20 protein-coding genes, 1 tRNA gene and 1 pseudogene are annotated in these 21,269 nt (G+C 54.4%); 10 read left to right on the top strand and 12 right to left on the bottom strand.

What is annotated here, in order from left to right:
- Window positions 1-58 precede the first annotated feature (58 nt).
- Window positions 59-898: an NAD+ synthase gene (locus tag RH858_RS03630; protein ID WP_310561148.1), complete on the top strand. Its 840-nt coding sequence runs from the start codon at window positions 59-61 to the stop codon at window positions 896-898.
- 28 nt (window positions 899-926) lie between these two features.
- Here RH858_RS03630 and RH858_RS03625 read toward each other — a convergent pair whose 3' ends face one another.
- Window positions 927-1,637 carry an enoyl-CoA hydratase/isomerase family protein gene (locus RH858_RS03625; RefSeq protein ID WP_310561147.1) on the bottom strand — a complete coding sequence of 237 codons (711 nt, stop codon included), beginning with the start codon at window positions 1,635-1,637 and terminating at the stop codon, window positions 927-929.
- Window positions 1,638-1,747: 110 nt separating this feature from the next.
- Between RH858_RS03625 and RH858_RS03620 the strand changes: the two genes are divergently transcribed.
- From RH858_RS03620 to RH858_RS03605, 4 genes are all read left to right on the top strand, one after another.
- Entirely contained in the window at window positions 1,748-2,407 is a 660-nt protein-coding gene (locus tag RH858_RS03620; RefSeq protein WP_259535292.1) for a hypothetical protein, read from the top strand.
- 48 nt (window positions 2,408-2,455) lie between these two features.
- A tRNA-Thr gene (locus RH858_RS03615) sits at window positions 2,456-2,527 on the top strand.
- A 206-nt stretch (window positions 2,528-2,733) separates the two neighbouring features.
- Window positions 2,734-3,096: a hypothetical protein gene (locus tag RH858_RS03610; RefSeq protein WP_310561146.1), complete on the top strand. Its 363-nt coding sequence runs from the start codon at window positions 2,734-2,736 to the stop codon at window positions 3,094-3,096.
- Window positions 3,093-3,665 (top strand): hypothetical protein, encoded by a 573-nt coding sequence (locus RH858_RS03605; protein WP_259535303.1) that lies wholly within the window; start codon window positions 3,093-3,095, stop codon window positions 3,663-3,665. Before RH858_RS03610 ends, RH858_RS03605 begins: the two co-directional genes overlap by 4 nt.
- 58 nt (window positions 3,666-3,723) lie before the next feature.
- Here RH858_RS03605 and RH858_RS03600 read toward each other — a convergent pair whose 3' ends face one another.
- A complete protein-coding gene (locus RH858_RS03600) occupies window positions 3,724-4,872 on the bottom strand; it encodes a hypothetical protein (RefSeq protein WP_310561145.1) in 1,149 nt (382 codons plus the stop codon).
- Here RH858_RS03600 and RH858_RS03595 point away from each other — a divergent pair.
- Complete coding sequence (locus RH858_RS03595) at window positions 4,831-5,082, top strand: hypothetical protein (protein ID WP_310561144.1); 252 nt, start codon at window positions 4,831-4,833, stop codon at window positions 5,080-5,082. The two genes, RH858_RS03600 and RH858_RS03595, sit on opposite strands and share 42 nt — an antisense overlap.
- Window positions 5,083-5,133: 51 nt before the next feature.
- Here the strand turns inward: RH858_RS03595 and RH858_RS03590 are convergent.
- Window positions 5,134-5,199: pseudogene (locus RH858_RS03590) on the bottom strand (SWIM zinc finger family protein); the annotation flags it as partial.
- Window positions 5,200-5,423: 224 nt separating this feature from the next.
- On the opposite strand from RH858_RS03590, the gene RH858_RS03585 reads away from it, so the two are divergent.
- The gene (locus RH858_RS03585) at window positions 5,424-6,254 is read left to right on the top strand and encodes an IS5 family transposase (protein ID WP_310561143.1); all 831 of its coding nucleotides are present in this window, start codon (window positions 5,424-5,426) and stop codon (window positions 6,252-6,254) included.
- A 742-nt stretch (window positions 6,255-6,996) separates the two neighbouring features.
- Window positions 6,997-8,793, top strand: a complete 1,797-nt coding sequence (locus RH858_RS03580) for an ABC transporter ATP-binding protein (protein WP_259535307.1) — start codon at window positions 6,997-6,999, stop codon at window positions 8,791-8,793.
- A 369-nt stretch (window positions 8,794-9,162) separates the two neighbouring features.
- Here RH858_RS03580 and RH858_RS03575 read toward each other — a convergent pair whose 3' ends face one another.
- The 4 genes from RH858_RS03575 to RH858_RS03560 form a co-directional block, all read right to left on the bottom strand.
- A complete protein-coding gene (locus RH858_RS03575) occupies window positions 9,163-9,522 on the bottom strand; it encodes a HalOD1 output domain-containing protein (RefSeq protein WP_310561142.1) in 360 nt (119 codons plus the stop codon).
- Window positions 9,515-9,658 carry a hypothetical protein gene (locus RH858_RS03570; protein ID WP_310561141.1) on the bottom strand — a complete coding sequence of 48 codons (144 nt, stop codon included), beginning with the start codon at window positions 9,656-9,658 and terminating at the stop codon, window positions 9,515-9,517. Before RH858_RS03570 ends, RH858_RS03575 begins: the two co-directional genes overlap by 8 nt.
- A 241-nt stretch (window positions 9,659-9,899) precedes the next feature.
- Window positions 9,900-10,505 carry a metal-dependent hydrolase gene (locus RH858_RS03565; protein ID WP_259535309.1) on the bottom strand — a complete coding sequence of 202 codons (606 nt, stop codon included), beginning with the start codon at window positions 10,503-10,505 and terminating at the stop codon, window positions 9,900-9,902.
- Window positions 10,506-10,783: 278 nt separating this feature from the next.
- Window positions 10,784-11,752: an NAD(P)-dependent oxidoreductase gene (locus RH858_RS03560; RefSeq protein WP_259535310.1), complete on the bottom strand. Its 969-nt coding sequence runs from the start codon at window positions 11,750-11,752 to the stop codon at window positions 10,784-10,786.
- Between the two features lie 109 nt (window positions 11,753-11,861).
- Between RH858_RS03560 and RH858_RS03555 the strand changes: the two genes are divergently transcribed.
- Entirely contained in the window at window positions 11,862-12,572 is a 711-nt protein-coding gene (locus RH858_RS03555) for a hypothetical protein (RefSeq protein ID WP_259535311.1), read from the top strand.
- Between the two features lie 165 nt (window positions 12,573-12,737).
- Here the strand turns inward: RH858_RS03555 and rfbB are convergent, their stop codons facing one another.
- From rfbB to RH858_RS03535, 4 genes are all read right to left on the bottom strand, one after another.
- Window positions 12,738-13,670, bottom strand: a complete 933-nt coding sequence (rfbB, locus tag RH858_RS03550; protein ID WP_259535312.1) for a dTDP-glucose 4,6-dehydratase — start codon at window positions 13,668-13,670, stop codon at window positions 12,738-12,740.
- A 112-nt stretch (window positions 13,671-13,782) separates the two neighbouring features.
- Entirely contained in the window at window positions 13,783-15,093 is a 1,311-nt protein-coding gene (locus RH858_RS03545) for a glycosyltransferase family 61 protein (protein ID WP_310561140.1), read from the bottom strand.
- A 3-nt stretch (window positions 15,094-15,096) separates the two neighbouring features.
- Window positions 15,097-15,654, bottom strand: coding sequence for a dTDP-4-dehydrorhamnose 3,5-epimerase (gene rfbC, locus RH858_RS03540; protein WP_310561139.1), 558 nt, complete (start codon window positions 15,652-15,654; stop codon window positions 15,097-15,099).
- Between the two features lie 283 nt (window positions 15,655-15,937).
- The gene (locus RH858_RS03535; RefSeq protein WP_310561138.1) at window positions 15,938-17,011 is read right to left on the bottom strand and encodes a glucose-1-phosphate thymidylyltransferase; all 1,074 of its coding nucleotides are present in this window, start codon (window positions 17,009-17,011) and stop codon (window positions 15,938-15,940) included.
- Between the two features lie 421 nt (window positions 17,012-17,432).
- Between RH858_RS03535 and RH858_RS03530 the strand changes: the two genes are divergently transcribed.
- Window positions 17,433-18,644 (top strand): glycosyltransferase, encoded by a 1,212-nt coding sequence (locus RH858_RS03530; RefSeq protein WP_310561137.1) that lies wholly within the window; start codon window positions 17,433-17,435, stop codon window positions 18,642-18,644.
- A 999-nt stretch (window positions 18,645-19,643) separates the two neighbouring features.
- On the opposite strand, the gene RH858_RS03525 is transcribed toward RH858_RS03530, so the two are convergent.
- Window positions 19,644-20,465: an IS5 family transposase gene (locus tag RH858_RS03525; protein ID WP_310561136.1), complete on the bottom strand. Its 822-nt coding sequence runs from the start codon at window positions 20,463-20,465 to the stop codon at window positions 19,644-19,646.
- Window positions 20,466-21,269: the final 804 nt, after the last annotated feature.

Genomic DNA, 21,269 nt, shown 5'->3' with positions numbered 1-21,269 from the left:
AGTCATATTTTGACCGCTACAGATGGCTATTAGTCATTCGGGAACGAACCCGGGATCGATGAGCGAATCCGACGATGGGCGATCGATATTTCTCCGGGAGGAACCGCCGCTCGACCTCACGTTCTCGGAACCCGAACTCGAACAGGTCCGCGACCACATCACCGACTTCATCGCCGCCACCGTCGACGCGGCCGGCGCGGAGGGCGCTGTCCTCGGGCTCTCGGGGGGGATCGACTCGACGACGACTGCCTATCTGGCGGTCGAGGCGCTGGGCCCCGACGGCGTTCACGGCCTACTCATGCCAAGCGAAGTGAACGATCCCGAGACGATGTCCGACGCCGAGCGCGTCGCCGAAGCCCTGGGTATCGAGTACGACGTAATCGAGATCCAGCCGATCGCCGAGACGTTCTTCGATCAGTATTCCGACGCGGCCGACGATCGGATGGCGGCCGGAAACGTCTACGTCCGGACACGGGCGGTGTTGAACTACTTCGTCGCGAACCACGAAAACCGGATCGTTCTCGGGACGGGCAACCGCTCGGAGGCGATGACCGGCTACTTCACGAAGTACGGCGATCAGGCGGTCGACTGCAACCCGATCGGCAACCTCTACAAGATGCAGGTGCGCCAGCTTGCAGCTCACCTTGGCGTCCCCCAGGATCTGGTGATGCAGACGCCCACCGCAGGGATGTGGATCGGGCAGACCGACGAGGAGGAGATGGGCGTCGACTACGACACCCTCGATGGAATCCTGGCGCTGCACGTCGACGGCCCGCTGTCGGCCGACGCCACCGTCCGGGCGCTGGACGTGACCGCCGAACAGGTCGATCGGGTGGTCGAACTGGTCGAAACCAGCAAACACAAGCGATCGATGCCGCCGGCAGCCTCGCTGGAGTGATTCGCCTCCGTCGACAGTTCCGTCACCGTCACCTGCTGATGGTTTCTCCGTGCCGATCGTGGAGTCGGGCGAACAGCTCCGCCTCGGCGCGTTCTTGAGCGTCGACGTCGCTTCGGTCCCGGACCCGTCGCTTGATTCCCCGAAGGGCGTCGGCCGGACGCTCGGCGAGGTCGATCGCGACGTCGAACGGGTCGTCGGTGATCCGGGAGACGAGGCCGATCCGATGGGCGTGCTGGGCGTCGATCGTCCGGCCGGACAGCGAGAGATCGAGGGCGTTGCCCTCTCCGACGATCCGGGGCAACCGGACTGTCCCGCCCCAGGCGCCGAACAGTCCGTGCAGGACACCCGACTCTGCAAACGTCGCTTCCGGTGTCGCGATCCGGAGGTCACACGCGAGCGCGAGTTCGACGCCGCCCCCGCGGGCCGGGCCGTCGATCCCGGCGACGACGACCGGATCGCTCTCGTCGATCCGCCGGGCGACCCGTGCCCCGTGCCGGGCGAACCCCGCCGGATCCGACAACGACACAACGGTCTCGAGGTCCGCCCCCGCACAGAACGCGGCCCCGGCTCCTGCGAGGTACACCACCGGATCTCCTGTCCGTTCGGCGTGACTGATCGCGCTTTCGAGCCGGGTCAGATCCCCCGGTGTGACGGCGTTTCGTCGATCGGGATTCGCGAGTTCGATCGTTCTGATCCTCTCGCGCTTGCTCGTCCGAACTGTCACGACAGCGTCCCCCATCGACGCGACGTAGTCGTGCGGTTTTGTCGACTGTTGTGACGGATGTGCACACCTCGAATCCGGCGGGATTTTCCAAAGGTCTTTGCCTTTCGCTCCCCAACCTCGTGTTGATGGACGACGCCGTGCGGGCTCGCAACGCCGCGCGCGAGGCGCTCTCGGATATCGAACCGGTGCGGCTCCGTGAGGTTCTCGACGACCGGATCGCCGACGCCTCGATGACCCCCGGAGTTTTGACGCTTTTGAGCGCGCGCGCGCTCTCGCCCGACGTCGATCTCGACGGGCTACACGGGTGTGCTGCCGGTGTGCAGCTCATCTACGAGGGGCTCCGTCTCACTCGAGCGCTCGCACACGAGGAACCGTGGGCCGACGTCGCCGACACCGAGACGGACATCGACGCCGACCTCGACGTCGTCGCTGCCGACGTGCTCGTGGCGAGGGGATTTTATCTGTTGGCACGCACTGAAGCCGGCGACCGAGCCGTCCAGGTCGTCCGGTCGTTCGGCCGCGACCAGACGCTCCGGGAAGCCGAGGGGGCCGATGTCGAAACGCTGGATCGGAACCTCGAGGCCGACGTGTTCGAACTCGCGGTGCTTGCGGGCACGACCGCCGTCGGCGAGGATCCGCCGGACGAACTGCTTTCCTACGCCTGCGAACTCGCCAGGGAGTACGAGGGCGACATGCCCCCGGCCCGGCAGGCGCTCCCGGAGACGACCACCGACCACATCGCTACGCTGACTGGCGGGCGGGTGCCGTCGACGACGGACTCCTGACGCGAATCGAAAGCCCTAAAGACGAATCCAGCCAACCCACTGTTGCGCGCCTGGGTAGCTTAGCGGTAAAGCGCGTCCTTGGTAAGGACGAGAGCCCGGGTTCAAATCCCGGCCTAGGCTTATAACATTTCCTTCAAATCCTACAACGACATTCAGTTAGTGGCTTCCCCGCTATTGGTTTCTAACCTCTCTCGTTATATACTATTTCTGTCTAATTTGGAGGCGTCATCTGTAGAGTAATGTGAGTCCGAGTGAGTAGCTCGATGTGCAAGCTGTGTGCAGTCAGCGAAACCGTTATGCACCCATGTGCAAGATATGCACATAGGATGAGTGCAAGCGATGACCCGCGGCGAGTCCACTTCCAGTCCCCGGAGTACCTCGTTGACCGTCTCGACGCGATCGCCGATCTCTTCGATAAGGATCGGACGGATCTGCTCGTCGAGGCGATCCGTGAATACATCGAAGATACTGCCGACAGCGAGACGTTTCAGGAACTCGTCGCAACAAAATACTACGACGACCAACTCGACTTCGAGACCGTCAAGCAACTGGTCGGTGCTGAGAGTGCCCAGCGTCTCCGCTTGCTCAAAGGAGATCTCGAAGACGAACCACTCGATCTCGCGGCACCCGACGATATCGATATCTACGATGGCGAGACGGCGACAGTCGACGCGGATGACGAGCGATGAGCAGTTACCGACTGCGAACAGCCGTCGCCGACACCAGTGCGCTCATCAGTCTCGCCGTCCCCCGTGCCGACGCAGCCTTCGATACCGAGACGAATCCCGATCCACTCCAGTATCTCCTCACCTCCTGTGATGTGTTCGTGCCACCGGAAGTCCTGAGGGAACTCCGAGAGATAAGACAGTATCAGGACATCCACGCCGCCGCCGCAAGCAATGTCCTCGCAGCTCGCACCCACTATACGGTCGAGGATCCGTACGGGTATGACGCCACGCCAGATTCGCGGCCAACGTTCGGCCTCGACGACGGCGAAACCGACGGCATCGTCCTCGCGAACGCCCTCTCTGCCGATGGGTTTCTCACCGATGAGTTCGGTGGGACGAACTTCCCGCTCATCCATGCGGTTCTCCAAGGACCCCGTATCGTGCCGACACCGCGGCTCATCTGTGACTACGCCCGGAACGGTCACATGACTCACGAGGAAGCGAAAGCGTTGATCACGATGATTAGCCCACATCGAAGCTGGAAGAACAGTCCCTACGTTGGACAGTTACTCCAGTACCTTGAGGAGTAGGCATACTATGGGCGGTCAGCCTGGGCTTCTGAGCGGTGCCTTATTTAGGACTGACACGCTATGCTGACGCTTCGAGATACGTGATGAGTGCTGCTTTACTGATCCGGATTAGCTCGTCGTAGGCGTCCCACTCGGAGTGATCGAGAAATAGTTGCTTCAACAGCGCCTTGTATTTGTCTGCCTCCCGATCACGGTAAAGATCGACGGCGAGCCAGCGCAGGTCAGTCGTTGAACGGAATGTGTCAATTCCGTGTTCGACGACCTCAAGTGCACGCCCTTCGTCGTCTTGTTCGATCAGCCGCTCGGCGTACGCCTTACAGAACCGCTTGTCTTCAAGGTAGATCTCTTCGTACAGCGTATCCAGAACATCTTCCTCGCCAAGTTCCTCCAGCACGTACACGTACGTCGAGAGGACACGTCGTTTCTGGAACTTCGAAGCAAGATCTGACTCGGAAGCACTGGATTCGGGCGATTCGATTTCAGCAGTGTGCCGTTCGACGGTTGTTGGAGCGTCCACGCGGAGCTCGTCAAACGCATCGCCGACGAAGTATCCGATCTCTAGTGGTCCGACTGCTAAATGCTCGACATCAAGCGTTCCGCCAGTAAAGTCGTCCGTAGAGAGCGGCCCGGTCGCGAAATCCGAAGTATAGAGGACACTGTCGGTCCGCCCGTTTTCGACAGTTGTGTCTGTCTCGTCTTCCGACTGCGCGTTCGAACCGTCTGTCGGTTGGCTTGATGAGATGTCTTCTTGAACGTCGTCCTGAGTCGTCTCCGTCGAAGAGCCGACCGATGCTTCGAGGGCCTCTGGCTCGAGGTCGACACCCGAAACGTGTGCATCCAACAGCTCGAGCCAGTATTCGAGGTCCGCCCTCGTTGTGCAGATCGTCCGTAATGCTTCGGCGTAGTCCTCGGTGGCAAACCCGTAATCCGCATCGATGAATTCCCCGAAGAGATATTCGATGTGCGGTCGCTTTTCTGGGTGTCCATACCCTTGTTCGGTGATCGTCTCAGCGTACTCCTCAATAGCACGGTTCAATTCGCGACCGTAGTGCCCGCTACTGTCGTCGATTCGATTCATGTTTTCGCGGATTGCCTCCGCCAGCGCACGGTAGATATCGGTCGCTGTGCCAATGTTTCCACGGCCTCGGTGCATTTCCGCCAGGTCATGATACTGGGAGAAGTCAATACGAGTATCGTATTCGATCATGCCACCACGACCGGCTGCATCCTCGAACAGACGGTCGATTTCTTGTTTGTAATCGTAGACGGTCTTACCTGGCTCTTCGCCAGCAAATGCGACGAAGCGATCACGGATATCACGGTCGTCCGCGATGATGTCGAGGAGAAACGTTCGAAGCTCGTCTTCGGGCGTCTGATCGATCAGGGCTTCAATATTGACGGTCTCGGGGCTGTCTGATGAAGTGGTTGTCTCGGACGTTGACTCGGATGAGCGATCTTCGACGGCTAAGAGTACAGCGACGATGTGCTTGCAATCTCCAGCATAGTCGTAGGGGCAACTACAGACGGTCCGAATCGTGTTGTCGTCGATATCGATTGAGATGTCGTAATCCCGGGATCCGCGAACGATTGCAGTAATGTCTCCGCCCTCGACCTCCAGTTTCTGAATCCTATCCTCCTCGTAGTACTTGACCCCCCGTTCGAAGGACTGTTCCGTACAGAGGGCTCTATTGAATCACTAGACTGCGCCGGGGTGAGTCGGTAAATCAAAGGAGTTGAAGCGGGTGAGTGACGATTTGGATGAACCTCACCACCCGCTTCACTGAGGAAATGGTGTCGCTGGCCAAAAGTTATTGCGACGATCCCGACGAAGCTGCCGCCCCGGAAGGCGGCGGCAGCTTCGCGGAGTACGCGATGATTTCCCTCCACGGGCTGCGGATTTTCCTTGATGAGACCTACGAAATGATCATCGACCGGCTAGAGGTGATGCCGCCAATTTTGGAGATCAGCGGCCTTGAGCCCGATGATCTCCCGCATCCTTCGACGTTGAATAAGTGGCTTGATAGGATCGTGATGCAGGTCTGGCGAGTGCTGCTGCGCCACTCAGCGCAGCTGCACGATCCCTCGCCTTACGTTGCTGTTGACGCCACCTACTACGAGCGGTCACCGGCGAGCAAACACTACTGTGACCGCACGAGCTACCGGGTTCAGACGGTCGAAGCGACGAAGCTCGTCGACACAGAGACGCAAGCAATCTTAGACGTGCATTGTACGACCACGCGAGAAGGAAGCGATGCAGACGTCTGCGCGCAACTCGCCCGCCGGTACACGGGCGAGTTGCAGACCCTTGCCGCCGACAAAGGCTATGACAGCCAGCCATTACGTGAGACACTCCGTGAAATGGGCATACGTCCTCTCGTGAAACATCGCGTCTTCGCACCCTACGATCACGCACACAACGCGCGCATTGAAGACGATCTCTACAACCAGCGCTCAATGACCGAGACAGTCAACTCCTCGGTCAAGCGCTCGTACGGCTCTGCCGTCCGAGCGCGTGAATGGTACCGTGAGTTCCGCGAAATCGTCCTGATGTGTCTCGTCTACAACATCAAACAGTACGTAACCCGCTGATTCCAACGCCCTATGGCGATTCAATAGAGCCGGTTATTCACGTATTAATGGGTGGGAGAGAGCTGACAACCTACTCTGCTTTTCACTACCCTACGAGGATTTAAAACTCGGTGAAGATGTTGCCAGTCAGCCAGCGATTCCCACTATCTCGAATATCTTTCGCCCGATTTCGGGTACCTGACCGTCTCCGATCGTTCTCGAGAATGACTGAAAAAGAGAGCGTATTGGCCCGCTTATGTAACTGCCGTTCATGCAGTGCAGACAGGAATACCCGTTTACGATGGCGAAACTTCGCTACTATCGCCGGCAGCTTCCCGGCCCACGGATTCTCGTGGGCCCCGGGTTATTCTCCGGTCGAGCCAGGATCGAAAGGTGTTGGTGGAGGACGCCCACTGGAGGAGTAGCCAATGTCATTTGTTGCCTTTGAGCTGTCTACCCCAACGAATACTAATCAAGGTGGAGGAGTGTGAACTGTGGATTGCTCAAAACGAACGAAATGGATTCCCAACAGACAGAGAAACGTCTTCTTGGCCGCAAATCTGATCCTTACGAACGGCGACACCACAGTCACTTCGCCCCGACGATTGCGAACTGATGATTCTCGGATCCACAGCCCCCGAAACCACGAAAAGAGATCCTACTCAATGGTCTCCCTGTGGTGTAGACCGTGACGTAAACTTTTGCAATCTCCCTGTTAGGAGGTCTGTAGTAATGTATCAACATACCCCACAGAATCGTATTAATGGTAGACGACATCGAGAACGTTTCTCGACGCGAGAAACTGAATGCCCTCCTGGACGTGGCCAGGTTTGATCCGAAGTTCACTCTAGTGATCGTGTCACTCGGTCTATTGGCTGCAGCCCTTGAAGGCGTGGGGTTGAGTTTCATCCTGCCGATCATCGAGATCGTGCAACTTGAAGATCCCGTCGCGGAGGCCGACGGGTTTCTGGAGTATTTTGTCCTGGTCTATCAGACGCTCGGAATCCCGTTTACTCTCGGCTATGTCGTGGTCGGAGTAACGGGAGTAATGATCGTTCGATACACGACGACCTTTCTCGTCGGCTGGTTTCAGGCGGCGCTGACAAACTATTACATCCGCGATCTTCAAAACCGGGCGTACGGAAGCGCACTGAATGCCCACGTCGCATATTTTGACGAAGAAGGATCTGATGACATTTTGAACGCGATCATCACAGAAACGAGATACGGAGCCCGCGTCATCCGACACACCGTTCGATTCATGGAACGGTTGTTCTTGTCGCTGGTGTATCTGTTAATCGCACTCATCATTTCACCGTTACTCACGTTGATGGCGATCGGTATTCTGGGCTTTCTGACAGTCTTCCTTCGATGGGTCGTCGAGCCCGGTTACGAACTCGGGGATATCGTCGCTGACGCGAACGAACGACGCCAGGAGGCCGCACAAGCTGGGACGCAAGGGGTTCGCGACGTCCGAATTTTCAACCTCACCCAGGAACTGTTCGAGGATTTCACGAATGCTGTCGATCGGTATACGAGAAACAAAATCAAACTCCGGCGAAACGAGGCAGCAATCAGTAGCTTCTACAATCTCGGAGTTGCAGTCTCGGTTTTCGTGTTGATCTATCTGGCGCTTACGCTTGCGAATCTGTCTATTGGTGCCCTCGGTGTATTTTTGTTCGCCATGTATCAACTCGGCCCCAAAGTGAGTTCATTGAATAAACTGTACTACAAAATCGAAAACAATTTGCCTCATCTCATCCGGACGCAGACGTTCATCAAAGAGTTGAACCAACGAGAAGAGGTGAACAACGCAGAAACTTCGGTCCCGAACGCGATTCGACACGTCGAATTCGACGACGTGTGGTTTTCGTATGACGATGAGGAATCAGTACTCAAAGGGGTCGACTTCGAGGTCGAGAAGGGTGAATTCGTCGCGTTCGTCGGCCAGTCGGGAGCCGGAAAGTCGACCATCGTATCGTTGTTGGCTCGATTGTACCGGCTGGACCACGGTGTGATTCGAGCCAACGGGATCCCGATCGACGAGATGGACATCAACGAGTGGCGCGAACGAATCGCGGTGGTTCGGCAGAGCCCGTTCATTTTCAATGACACGCTCGAGTACAACCTCACGATCGGCAACAGGACGGCGACACGCAACGAGCTCGATCGAGCCTGTCGAATTGCGAAAGTAGACGAGTTCTTCGAGGAGTTACCGAACGGGTACGATTCCCAGCTTGGCGACGACGGGGTTCGTCTCTCGGGAGGACAGAAACAACGTGTCGCCCTGGCCCGTGCGCTGTTGACGGATGCGGACCTGTTGTTGCTGGACGAGGCGACGAGCGATCTGGATTCGCACCTGGAGCAGAAAGTACAGCGGGCGATCGAAGCGATGGATCGGGATTACGCGATGATTGCGATTGCCCACCGGTTGTCGACCGTAGAGAACGCGGACCGCATATATACGATGGAAGATGGCGAAATTACGGAGGTCGGCACCCATCAAGAATTGATTAATCAGAATGGTCGCTACGCAAACTTGTACGCAATTCAGTCGTAGCGTTGTGTCCGAAACGGCGTTGTGAGGCAGAGACCGATTCACAGGGCGTCGTCCAGGAGCTAACGTTTCTCTTCGACGTCCGGAGTGACGGTGCGAACAGGCTGATAGTCCACCCGCTCGATGGACGGGTGGATCATAGCGAAACCATCTGTCGAGACAAACTCTGCACGGGTCAGCAATACCTCAGCTTGTCCCTTGTGGGCGCCCTGGAGATGGGGATGAGCAGTTCGCGATCTCCCGCGGTGTTTGTCCCGTGAGGGAAAGCAGAAAGACTGGACTGGCGACGGCCCACTGGACGTCGTCGGGAAATCCGGCTACACGGATTACCACGTCGACGACGTGTCTTAACTGCGGGAATAGACCGATCTCTTACCCAGATTCGTAGACTGAGACGGTACCGTCCGCGCGTATGTGGATCACGCGACCGGCGTACGGGAAGGTTACGGCACCTCGAATCTCGTTTCGCTGAACTCCGACGCAGTCTCCCGCAAAAAACAGACGCTGTACCGCAGTGGCGTCGATAGCGTCGTAAATTGGAGGCAGCTTTTCGACCGCTTCGATGTCGAGGGGGTCGACGCCCATCACCTTCGCAACTGATACGGTCAGATACGTCGCGAGTTCTCCGTCTTTCGTCGGGTCGTACCTGTCCCGATAGATCGGTGTTTGATCCTCGAATCCAGGTGGCGACTCAACGGAACCTGCGACGGAGACATCCTCGACGTCACTCATGAGCGTGGTCGTCATCGTCAAGAATGCAGTCAGTTCGTTTCACTGTCGTCGCTCGAGGGGTCTCTGTGTCTTCGTCTGGAACCCCGCCTGCCTCGAGGATAACGTTCCATTGATCGTGTGCCAGCTTGCGTGCCATGCAGTCGTTAGGTTGACCATAATATAAATAATTCTTTCTATTCCTGATTTAGTTACATATTCGTGACTGTAAAGATATGAAATCAGAAATTCCAAGAATAAAAACTTCATTTACCTACTTGACTGCCTTTCAGTGGTTGGATATTTTCTCCTTAACATCGGGGTTATTATATGTCTATCAAAAGTAGTTATCGTTCTATAACGTGTACTTAAACAATGTTAACGCCCCACGAGCAAGACAGTCACCCGTGTCTGGAGACATCCAGTGCGGCCTGCACGAGTGAACCGAAGCCGTCAATGACAGTGCGAACTCCCGGGTAGCCGTCGACTCTCCACAGGAGCAGGCCACAGACGAGGGAGCCGAGCTGTAACGCGACCACTGGCGTTACTTCGAGCGCGACGAGTCCTTGCACGTACATGGTCAGATGATACGCGACGCCGTCTGTGAGCCCGTAGTGGGTGCGTGTGGGATCTACGACGACAACTGGCCACAGGACGTGGTCGACGTACAGCTCTCCTCGACGAAGAGATATCGGAAGCACGTCGCCGACGATGTGGAGGAAATATCCGACTGCGAACGCGCCCCCCTCGCGGGCACGGTCACGACGCCGAGCCAGCAGGTAGATTCCGAACAGGAGGGGAACCGTCACCAAAATCGAATGACCGACGGTGTAGCCCGATTCGACGATTCCGAACTGCCAGGCGAGCGGTTTGTCGATCAGATCCGGGAGGACCGACCCGAACGCGAGGGCGACCGTCGCAGGTCCCGACGGGGAGTCCCCGTATTTGAGGTGTCGATAAATCGAATAGAAGACGTACGCAAAAAACACGTGCTCCCAGGGCCACATCGGAACGGGCTATGCCCCGGTGCAGCTTATTTAACGGCAAAATAATATCCACGCCGTGCAACTGGCAGGTACCTTCTCTACGACGTCACGGTCAACGGAGGACCGATTGCCAGTTCTCCCCGGGAAAAAACACAGTTCGACCCACTAGAGAATTCACTGGCTCTCACTTCCACGTTCGGTTCAGTATGCCACTAGCAAAACTGCTACGCGACTACTGATCTACCGTGAATTCCACCGAAGAACACCGCAATCCCCGGTTCAGAATCCCAGTGGTTCTCTCACAGGTAACGGTCGTTTTCGCGATAAAACTCGAACGTGCGCTCGAGACCTTCTTCCAGGGAGACGTTCGTAGTCCAACCCAGTTCAGATTCGATCTTTGATGGATCAGTGGAGACGTCCCCGCGTCTGATTTCTTGCCACGAGTCGGTCCACGGCACGAGGTCTATCGAACCACTGCCAGCGATATCTACAACCATTTCAGCTGCTCGTTTCATTGTCAGTGACCGACCTGTACTCAGTACATAGCACTCACCGAACGCCGTCTGATCCCCGGCGATACGGGTTAGAGCATCTACCATATCATCAATGTAGAGAAACTCTCTCGTGTCACTCGGTTCAAATACTGGAAGGGTTTCGTCACGGAGGGCCGCGCCCACAAACTGGTTGATAATCCCGTATCCGGTGGCATAAAGTGGCGCATGGGGGCCATAAAGATTTGCTGGCCTGACGGCAGTTGTCGGAACGTCTTTGATACGCGTGTAGAGTTTACAATACTCTTCGACGGCGCCCTTGTTGATCCCATACATATCAACAGGGTTCGGCACGGTAGATTCGTCAATAGTTTCCGAAACGTTGCCGACCACAGCCAGTGAACTGGCGTAAATCACGTGCGGTGGATCCTCGCAACTGGCCGCTGACTCCAGGACGTTTAACGGCCCCCGACAATTGATCTCGAGATTTTCTCTGGGGTTCTCGTTGGCCTCACTTCGACTGGTCTTTGAAGCCAGGTGGAAGACCACGTCCGTCTCCGTGACGGCGTTGTCTACGATCTCGCCATCACGGATGTCACTATCGATGACCCGTACTTCATCGCGGATATGCCGAATACTGTGAAGCTTTTCTTCGCTCCGGACGATATCCAGTAGTGTAACATTCGCTCCCTGATTTACCAGTTGACTGGCCAGGTTACTTCCGGTGAACCCGAGCCCCCCCGTGATTAACACGTTTTCAGAGTTCCAGTTCTGCATAGGATCTGTTTTAATCACTACCCGTTTGGTAATGAATCATTTAACGAGTTCGGGCCTCCTCCCATCCGGCGATTAACTATTACCCGGTCAACGTTTTACCTAATCGAATATGCCGGGCGCTCACCCGAAGATCGCCTTCGAGATCCTCCGGGAGGAGGGTCCAAGAGAACTCTCCAGACTGTCTCACAGGTTCTTTCGATTTCATATAGTCGATAAACCCAAACTCTGGTTCAAATACGGAGAGATCCGACCCAAGCCGAGAGAAATCCTCTACGTTGACCCGACAGAGATTGATTACCGTATCGGGAAAAAACACATACCCGATGACGCTCCTCCTTACGGGATTATTGATGGGGAATGGGATCTGAACAAATCTCACTGGCAAGCAGGATTCTTTTACGGATTAATAGAACGCTTCGAGGAAGGAAAAAAATGGGAGGATACGGTTTATTATCAGACAGGGATGGAACTGTTAGAATCGGGTGAAACCTTCGGCCCAGTCAGCAATTCTCAAACAGTTCGCGGGTTCAAGCGGTATCTATCCAGCCTCGACGAATTGTATGAGGACATAACCCAAAACGGGTACGATATGTCCTCTGTGTTAAAAGTCCACGTTGGCAGGGATGGGGAGCTGATTGTGAAACACGGCAACCATCGGTTAACAATAGCACGTATCACAGATGTGGATGAAGTTCCGGTACGAATTCAGTACAGACACAAAAAGTGGCAAGAACTACGGGCCGAAATTTTTGATACTGGTTTTCCTGCAAACCACGAAGAGCTCCGTGACCACCCAGACCTCCGGGAAACGTTCCAGTAACACCGCAGTGTACTGATTCGATCTCCGGGCACTGTTTGTAGCGGTGACCGCCGTGTGTAGGTTGAGCAGCCACAAAACCTCGCGCTTCTCATTAGAAGGACCGTCAACGTGACCGTGAGCTTTTACTCCCGCTATTTGGGCCGACGCCTCGCTCCCCGGCTCCTTTCAGCCCTCATCCAGGTAATAATTAACAGTCCGTTCGAGCCCCCGTTCGAACGTATAGTCTGGTTCCCAGCCCAGCGCTTCGATTTTCCCCGTTTCGAGTGCGTAGCGCTGGTCATGGCCGGCACGATCCTCTACAAATTTGATTAGATCGTCATCTGCCCCGACGACATCCAGAATCGCTTCGGTGACTTCGAGATTCGTCTTTTCTATGTGGCTGCCGATGTTATATATTTCTCCAACAGCACCCTCCCTGAGAACCAGATCGAGTGCGCGACAGTTGTCTTCGACGTAGATCCACTCCCGCACGTTAGAACCGTCGCCGTATACCGGGAGCGGAGTTCCGACTGCAGCGTTTTGGATGAACTTTGGAATGAGCTTCTCCGGGTGCTGGCGGGGCCCGAAATTGTTACACGTACGCGTGATAACCACGGGGACGTCGTGGGTGATGTGGAAGCTCTGTGCGAGCAGGTCAGCACCAGCCTTCGTCGCTGCATACGGGTTGCGAGGATTGAGCTGATCGTCCTCGGAGAAGTTCCCGTCGAGAATCTGGCCGTACACTTCGTCAGTCGAAATCTGGAGGAACCGTTCGACGCCGGTTTCTTTTGCGGCGTCGAGGAGTGTTTGCGTCCCCTGGACGTTCGTCGTCACGAACGGCTTCGAGCCGTCGATTGATCGATCTACGTGGGATTCCGCGGCAAAGTTGGCAATGACATCGACGTCAGCAACGAGATCTGCAACAACATCGCGGTCGCGTATATCGCCTTCCACAAACGTGTGACGCGGGTCGTCAATCACTGGTTCGAGATTTCCTTTCGAGCCCGCGTATGTCAGGGCGTCCAGCGTAATTATCTCAACATCATCGTGTTCCGTGAGCATGTACTGAACGAAGTTCGATCCAATAAACCCGGCTCCGCCTGTGACGAGAATTTTCATACAATATCTGTATTCGTTCTCCCTATTGATAGTGGTTCTCGCCGACCTGAATGAAACAGCAGATGGCGATATACAGGATTTCGCCCTGGAATAGTTTATTTTCTAACATGTTTCATGTGGACGCCCGTTTTAGCAGTTCCCGCAATTCAGCAACGTCAATTTCGATAGGGGTGTGGTGACCCCGTTCTCCTTCACTCTGCAAATAGTGATACTCATGACCGCACAACTGGGCCAGGTGCTGATATGAGGGGTATGATTTGTTGAGTAGTTCGATAACGCAGGTGTCACTCGAGAAGATCATATTCGTCAACCCCGCCCCGTGTGGTCCGATGAGAATCTCTGCATTCTCATAGAGCGCAATCTGCTCGGCGATCGAAAGCGTTTCTGGGGTACACATTGTAATGTCGAACTCGTCCAGCACCCGTTTCAGGTCCTCCCTGTTGCTGACGTACCGGCCGCGATCAGCAAGGTTCTCCCGTGACACATAGACTCGGTCAGGATGTTTCGTAGTGGTGGGTGGCGCCCGCGACTTCATTTCCCGACTCAGCCAGGTGATATCTTCTCTCGACGGTTCATACACGGACTGGTTTCTCGGGATACTTTCACGACAGGACGAAACGATCAACCGATCAGCTTTCGCAACTGGCACCGCTAACGGGACGGCGGAATCGACCCCGACGAGAGAGAGCGTTTCTTCAATCCAGCCGGGGGGATCCGACTCTATTACAACAGTTGGATCGCGCCCTGTCATCTCTTTGTAGTGTTCGAGTCCACGGAGGGTCGGCAACTGATCCAGTACCCAGTGACCGTAGCTCGTGTCTCGTCGAAACAATGGAAAAACTGAGTCGAATCGCGCCTGTTCGTGAATCCGACTCCGTGACTGTACGTATCCTCGACACAGCTGCCCCATTCTATCGCTGGTCGAACGGTCAGAATACTCTGTTCGCTTATGGAATGGCGTATCCGCCCGAGACGCCCCCTTCCGAGCCCCGAATAGTGGTTTCTCCGTCTCCATGACCACGTTTCTATTCTGATCCACCACGAGAGGATCGGCGGCGTTGATCAGGAGCCCCCCATTCAGTTCACAAACGAATGGTCGTCGCACGTCATAGGTTCCCGCATATTCGGCGAACAGCTCAGGGACGCTTCTGTCTTCCAGTGTCTTGTCTGCCTGGGGCTTGATTTCTATTTCCTCAGCTGAACCGAATTCCCAATATCCACCACTCTCTTTTGCCCGCTGGATCATCTCCTCACGCGTCAGCGAACCAAATAGGGCCTTGAAAAGCAAGACGTTCGAGACATCTACGATACGGTTCGTTGCCGCCTTGAGAAAACTCCCGACGCCATCCTGTTTGACTTTTCTGGTCGACCTCGCAGCAATCTCTGCGGTCTGGACGCGGCCCAGCGATAGTATCGAAAGCATATTTTAAAACACCAGGTCGTTTTCAATCGCGGTTTCCAGTGTCGGCCAGTTCCGATCTTTCTCGGACAGAATCGGATCGTCAGATGGCCAGTCAATAGCCAACGTGGGGTCGTCCCAAATTATCCCTCCCTCTCTGTTCGGCCGATAGTCATTATCGACCTTATACCGGACTTTCGCGGTATCGCTCAGTGTCAGAAACCCGTGGGCATACTCACGAGGAACGTATAACATCAGTTTGTTTTCTTCAGAGAGGATTGTCGAGGTGTATTCCCCGAACGTCGGCGATGCTTTCTTGAGATCGACGACGACGTCGAATATCTTCCCCTCGGTACACTGGACTATCTTTGCCTGTGCAGCATCGCCCGTTTGATAATGGAGTCCCCGAAGCACATTCGACGTTGATTTGGAACAATTGTCCTGAATAAATCCCACGTCAATTCCTGCCTCTTCAAACGCTTCCCGTTTGTACGTCTCCATGAACAGCCCTCTATCGTCTTCAAATACCTCGGGTTTGATCGCTTTCAATCCACGGAGCCCGGTGTCCGAAAACTCGAATGGCACGATTATGTCTAACGAACCAGATATGCAAAGTTAGTTATAGAGTTTCTATTGGAGGCGATCCCGCAGCGAACGTCGACGTCACGTGTTCCCACAACAGAAATGGATCGTTATTTCGATTTCCCTCGCGACTTGAGTGAAACCTTCTTTTTCTCCTGTATATCTTCGAACGACAGTATCTCCTCACACTCATAGTACGGACATTTCATGACTCGTTCTTCTTCGAGTACATTCTCTGCCACGATCGTGCCGCATTCTGAACAGGTCAGTGTTGTGATTTGCATCGTCAGAACCCCAGGTTTGAATCTTCACCGACGACAAGTCGGCGACCTTCCGGCTTTTTGTTGTTGCCGTTTTTGATGTCTGTTCCCTGCCCGATGAGACTGTCGACGATCTTATCGTACGTTCTGATAGTAGAGTTCCCCACGATCACGCTGTTTTCGATGTGAGTGTTTTCAATGGTCGAGTTCGGTCCAATCGACGTATATGGGCCCAGGTACGTCTCGTCTTTGATTACTGTCCCGGCATCGATAGAGACGGGACCGCGTACGACCGCCCCGGATTCCACCGTCGCTGTCTCGTGAAGTTCGATCGTCCCCATCGTTTCGGCACCCTCTTCAATCGTCCCGTCGATCGAGGAACTCATCTCACCGAGAATCAGTCGGTTGGCAGAGATGATGTCTTTGGGTTTTCCAGTATCTTTCCACCATCCTTCCACCGTATGGGAGTCGATCACCTCGTCGTGATCTATGAGCCACTGAAATACATCGGTGATTTCCAGTTCGTTTCGCCACGAGGGCGTTATCTCCTCGATAGCTTCGAAGGCTAACGGAGACAGGATGTATATCCCGATGATCGCGACGTCGCTTGGCGGGTCATCCGGTTTCTCGACGATCTGAACTACGTTACCGTCCTCGTCCAGGTCGACCACACCAAACCGCTCGGGATTGTCCACCTCCTGGAGAGCGATGCCCCCAGCATACTCACCCCGCTTGAAACTGTCGAGCAACGGTTCGATCGGTTGTCTGAGTATGTTGTCTCCCAGGTACACCACGAAGTCGTCGTTTCCGATGAAGTCTCGCGTGCAGCCGATTGCATGTGCGATACCGAGTGGATCACCTTGAACGATATACGTGATCTCAACACCGAACTTCGAACCGTCCCCCAAAAACTGTTGAACTTCTTCCCGGCTCTTATTCCCGAGGACGATCCCGATTTCGGTGATGCCTGCTTCTCGCAGGTCCTCGATCGCGTACTGGAGGACCGGTTTGTTCGCAACGGGTATGAGTTGTTTCGGGCCGGTGTGAGTAATTGGTCGGAGGCGACTTCCTGTCCCCCCCGATAACAAAACACCTTTCATCTGTCCCCCGTCGGTATGTCGAACCGCTTATTTATCGGTGACATTTTTGCAACGTTACTGGGCCTGATTGCCTCGAACGTTCCTCTCTGGTGGTGAATTCCTCCGTCCGGTCGATTCGACGGGTCGGTCCACATATGCGCTACTAACCTTCTGGTGTCATTGTTAGTAGTCGCTTTACCGCTTCGGTTACTGGGCAATTGACGGATGACGCTAACTATGTCGTTCTCTGATTTTCCTATCACCTCCTTCGATTCGCTATTTTCATCCTTTCCCTACCGAGAACCTCCCTTCGTCGGGTTCAATGGACGGTGCCATCATGAATAAACGAGCTAGAACTTACTATATTCTGATTATTCTTGAGGTTGCTGATCGAGAAAGACCCCGTTAACAAAGTTTCATAGGACGATATACTAACTATCATATGAACGTCCTATACTACTTGAGGGTGTTTCCAAAACTGTCTGAAAGTTTTGTCCTCAATGAAATTCATACGCTGAACCAACTGGGTCACAATGTTGCAGTATTCGCATTGAACTCCGCCGACGAACCGCTCACGCACCAGGAATTCGAAGAGCTAGATATTCCCATCAGGTACGCTGATCATCCAAAATACACGGATCTCCCGAAAACGATATTCTCCAGAACTCTATCACGATTTCTTCCGAAAGTTTATTCGAAAGAAATATCAACCAAAGATAATATCGGAAACGCTGTCTGGACGGAGCAGTGTATTGAATTCATCGAACAGTTAGACTGGGAAATCGATTGTCTGCACTCCCACTTTGCTATTGAGTATACGTTTCCCTGTAAGTATATCAGCTCGTATTACGACGTCCCCTTTACTCTCACTACTCATGCGTACGATTTATACCGCGACTCCGGGGCTCACACTGGTACCCTTCTCGAAAGTGCCGACCGAATAATTACAATATCTGAATACAATAAGAAATTCATAAACGAACGATTCGCACCGAGTACACCGATTGATGTCGTTTACCTGGGGATACGACCCGACAAATTTTCTCCGAGTGATCAGGTCACCGACAATCGGGTTCTCACTGTCGCTCGGCTTCACGAAAAAAAGGGTGTAGATGTCGCTCTTGAAGCGATTGCCATTGTCGCTCAGGAAGTTCCAGACGTCGAGTACCACATCGTTGGAACCGGCCGACAATTCGAGCAACTTTCTCAGCAGGTTTCGGAACTGGATATAGAGCGGAATGTAGAGTTCTTGGGGAACGTTTCCGACGAACAGTTACTTGCCGAATATGACCAGGCGAGATGTTTCTTGCTCCCTTGCGTCATCGCAGAATCGGGTGACAGAGACGGAATTCCCGTCTCGTTGATGGAGGCGATGGCGATGCGAACACCACCAGTTTCGACAACAATATCGGGAATTCCCGAACTCGTTGACCACGGGACGAACGGGTTGTTGACCGAGCCCCGGGAGCCGGAAGCAACAGCCAGAGCGGTATTAGAACTATTAGGAAACGACTCAGAATGGTCGGACTACGCCGATCGGTCACGAAATAAGGTTGTTGATGTATTCAACGTCCATGAGCAAGTGGAAAACCTCGTTGCGTCATTTGAAATGGCTCGGGATTCGTCGGCAGAAACACCGATTACCAAACATTAATAATCTCTTGCATGCCGGTAGACAAAACCGACACTTTCGATGCATTATCATCGGCTTCGAATGAAACCGATTCTTTACACCTGACAATTTTCACTTGGTTCACTTGAACCCCGAACCAGGCGCGGTAGCCCGTCCCCATAGCTTTATTGGACCGTACCTCTCAAAGAATATCCTCCTGTGGTGCAGTAAAGGATCGGCTACTTAACCATGTGTAAAATAATAATGGACCTGCATATGGACTCCCGTGAAATCGAGGTAAAGCGCACTGAGAAATCGATTCACGAGAGGCCCCTCGAGGACAGGTGTGGTTATGCAGACCGATCAAATGAGACCCTCCGCCTTCAGTTAGAGCGGTATGGGATGTACGGACACTTCGAGGAGCTTTTGTCAACGCACGTGAGGGATGGAACGGTCGTTCTGGATGTTGCGTGTGGCAATGGACGATGGGCCAAGAATCAACTGGATTGTACTGCCGATGTCGATTGGTGCGGTGTCGATTTGTCTTCTCAGCGAATCCGGGAAGCTACGTCCCAAATCGATGCTTCGGGAGCACATTTCATGATTGGTGACGCCGAGCATCTCCCGTTTGCGTCTGAGAGGTTCGACGTCATCGTGAGCTCTGCGGCGTTACACCACCTTCCTAACTGGGACGGATTGGCACTCGATGAGTTCACTCGGGTGTTGAAAGACGACGGCGTCCTCGTTTTCAACGAACCTTTAAAGTATAATCCGCTGGCTTACACGTTTCGCCGTGTCTCTCCAGGTCCGTGCCACACCCCCCATGAACATCCGTTCTCGTACAGAACATTCAAAAACACACTTCGCAGATCATTCGACGACGTTACCGTCCGATCCCACCACGTCGTTTCGCCGGTCATTCCTCTGATGAGCGGTATTCTCGGACTCTCTCTTCCTTTGAATCTTGTGAAGACACTGTACGATATCGAACAATGCGTGTTAAAAAGTCGGCTCTGTAGTTTCGGTACACGGCGGCGGATTTCACGGATATCGGACGCTCCGGCGAAGGTTGTAGACGGTGGCTTTCAGCAGCATTTCGCGGAACTCTAACCACCAGCTTCGCGCACGCACGGCGGAGCCGAGCGTGCGCTTGATCGACGAGAAGACGGTTTCTGACATCGAACGCTGGTGGTATCGATCACCGTCCATGCGGGCGTTGTGGGCGTGATCGAGCGGGTTCATGATTCGGTGTTTAATCAGCGGTCTGATGCCGTTGTCGCGGAGTTCGTCGCGGAAGGCTTTCGCGTCGTAGCCGCGATCAGCGGCGAGGCTCCGCAGGTCGCCGGCGTTGCGCCGGGCGACCTGCGGGCCGATCTTCGCATCGTGTTTCTTGGAGGTCGTCGAGTGGATGTCGGTGATGTACAGCGTTTCGACATCCACGAGCGCGGTGACTTTCAGCGCTCTGACGCGGTAGTTCGTGCGGTTAGCGTAGTGGCGGCTGGGCTGATCACGGTCAAAGCCAGTCGAATCGATAGCAGCGTGGCCGGTGCATTTCTCGGCTGACGCGCCGAGAAACGCACGCCACGTCTTGGTCGGAATCCGCTCAAACCACGTGCGAAGCACCGTGTAGTGCGGAAGTCTGGTGAGGCCGATCTCTTCAAGGACACCGGGCATTTCCGAGAGTAAATCCACGGCGACGCGGTAGGATTTGCCCAGCTCGATGCGGAGTGCATGCACGGTGAGCATCGCCCACTCGGCGAACCCGCCACCCCCTTCGGGGTCGGCGGGTTCGTCTGGGTTAGCGACAACTGATTTAGCCTTCGCCACCGTAACACGCGTGAAGAGACGGAATTCCGAAGTCACAACACTCCGTCTCTTCGCTTTCTACCGAGATAACGTAGTCGTCACCGTTGCGTCTAGCGAAACTACAGAGCCAAAAAGTCAACTCAAGGGTCTCGGGATGCATATGACTGGGGTCGCGAAATCACCCCGCTAGGTTTTGTTCAAACTTGCTCGGTTTCGATTGCTCTATGTCCTCCTCTTTTCCGTATCTGGATCCTCTGGCAGAATTCACCCTTAAAACACTTTTCACTCGTGGTGGGAGGTATGATGTTTCTGACTACTTCGTCGGCGACTGTCATCCTGGTGGGTAGCTAGCCGAAAGAAAAAGTCGAATTCTGGACGACCACTTCTGGCAGGTTCTCGATGAATATTCTGTCGACTTTTCAGTGATTTCCGCATATTCCTCCTGTAACGCCCCTGGCTCGTTGGCAGCGTCATTACCGGCTTCTACCCAGCACCTTTGTGTCTACGAGCCAGTGCATAACCATTGTTCAGGTTTGTGAACACTTAAGGGATCAGGAACGCAATTAATTCTGGATCGTATTACACCGTTCGGTGGAGTGGTGTATGATCCGTTGTTTTACGGGTTTCATTCTATCATTTTCGTTGATCGGAATGCGCTTACTCGGCGTTGATCGAAACGAAGTCTTCATAAATCATTTGATAATTTGTGGGTGGGGCAGGTTCGAATACCCGGCGTTCCGGAAGTCATCGGATCCAATCCCATCAAACTCGTTAATCTAGCTCCTGAACACATCAATATTCGGTTCCGACGGGGTACCTGTAGCCGGGAATACGATGGGTTCCCCGGTTTTGTTAATTTTC

This window comes from Halalkaliarchaeum sp. AArc-GB (genome assembly GCF_031432225.1).
Taxonomy (GTDB): domain Archaea; phylum Halobacteriota; class Halobacteria; order Halobacteriales; family Haloferacaceae; genus Halalkaliarchaeum.
Note: the sequence above shows the minus strand (reverse complement) of the source record. Positions and strands in the feature narration are given on the sequence as shown.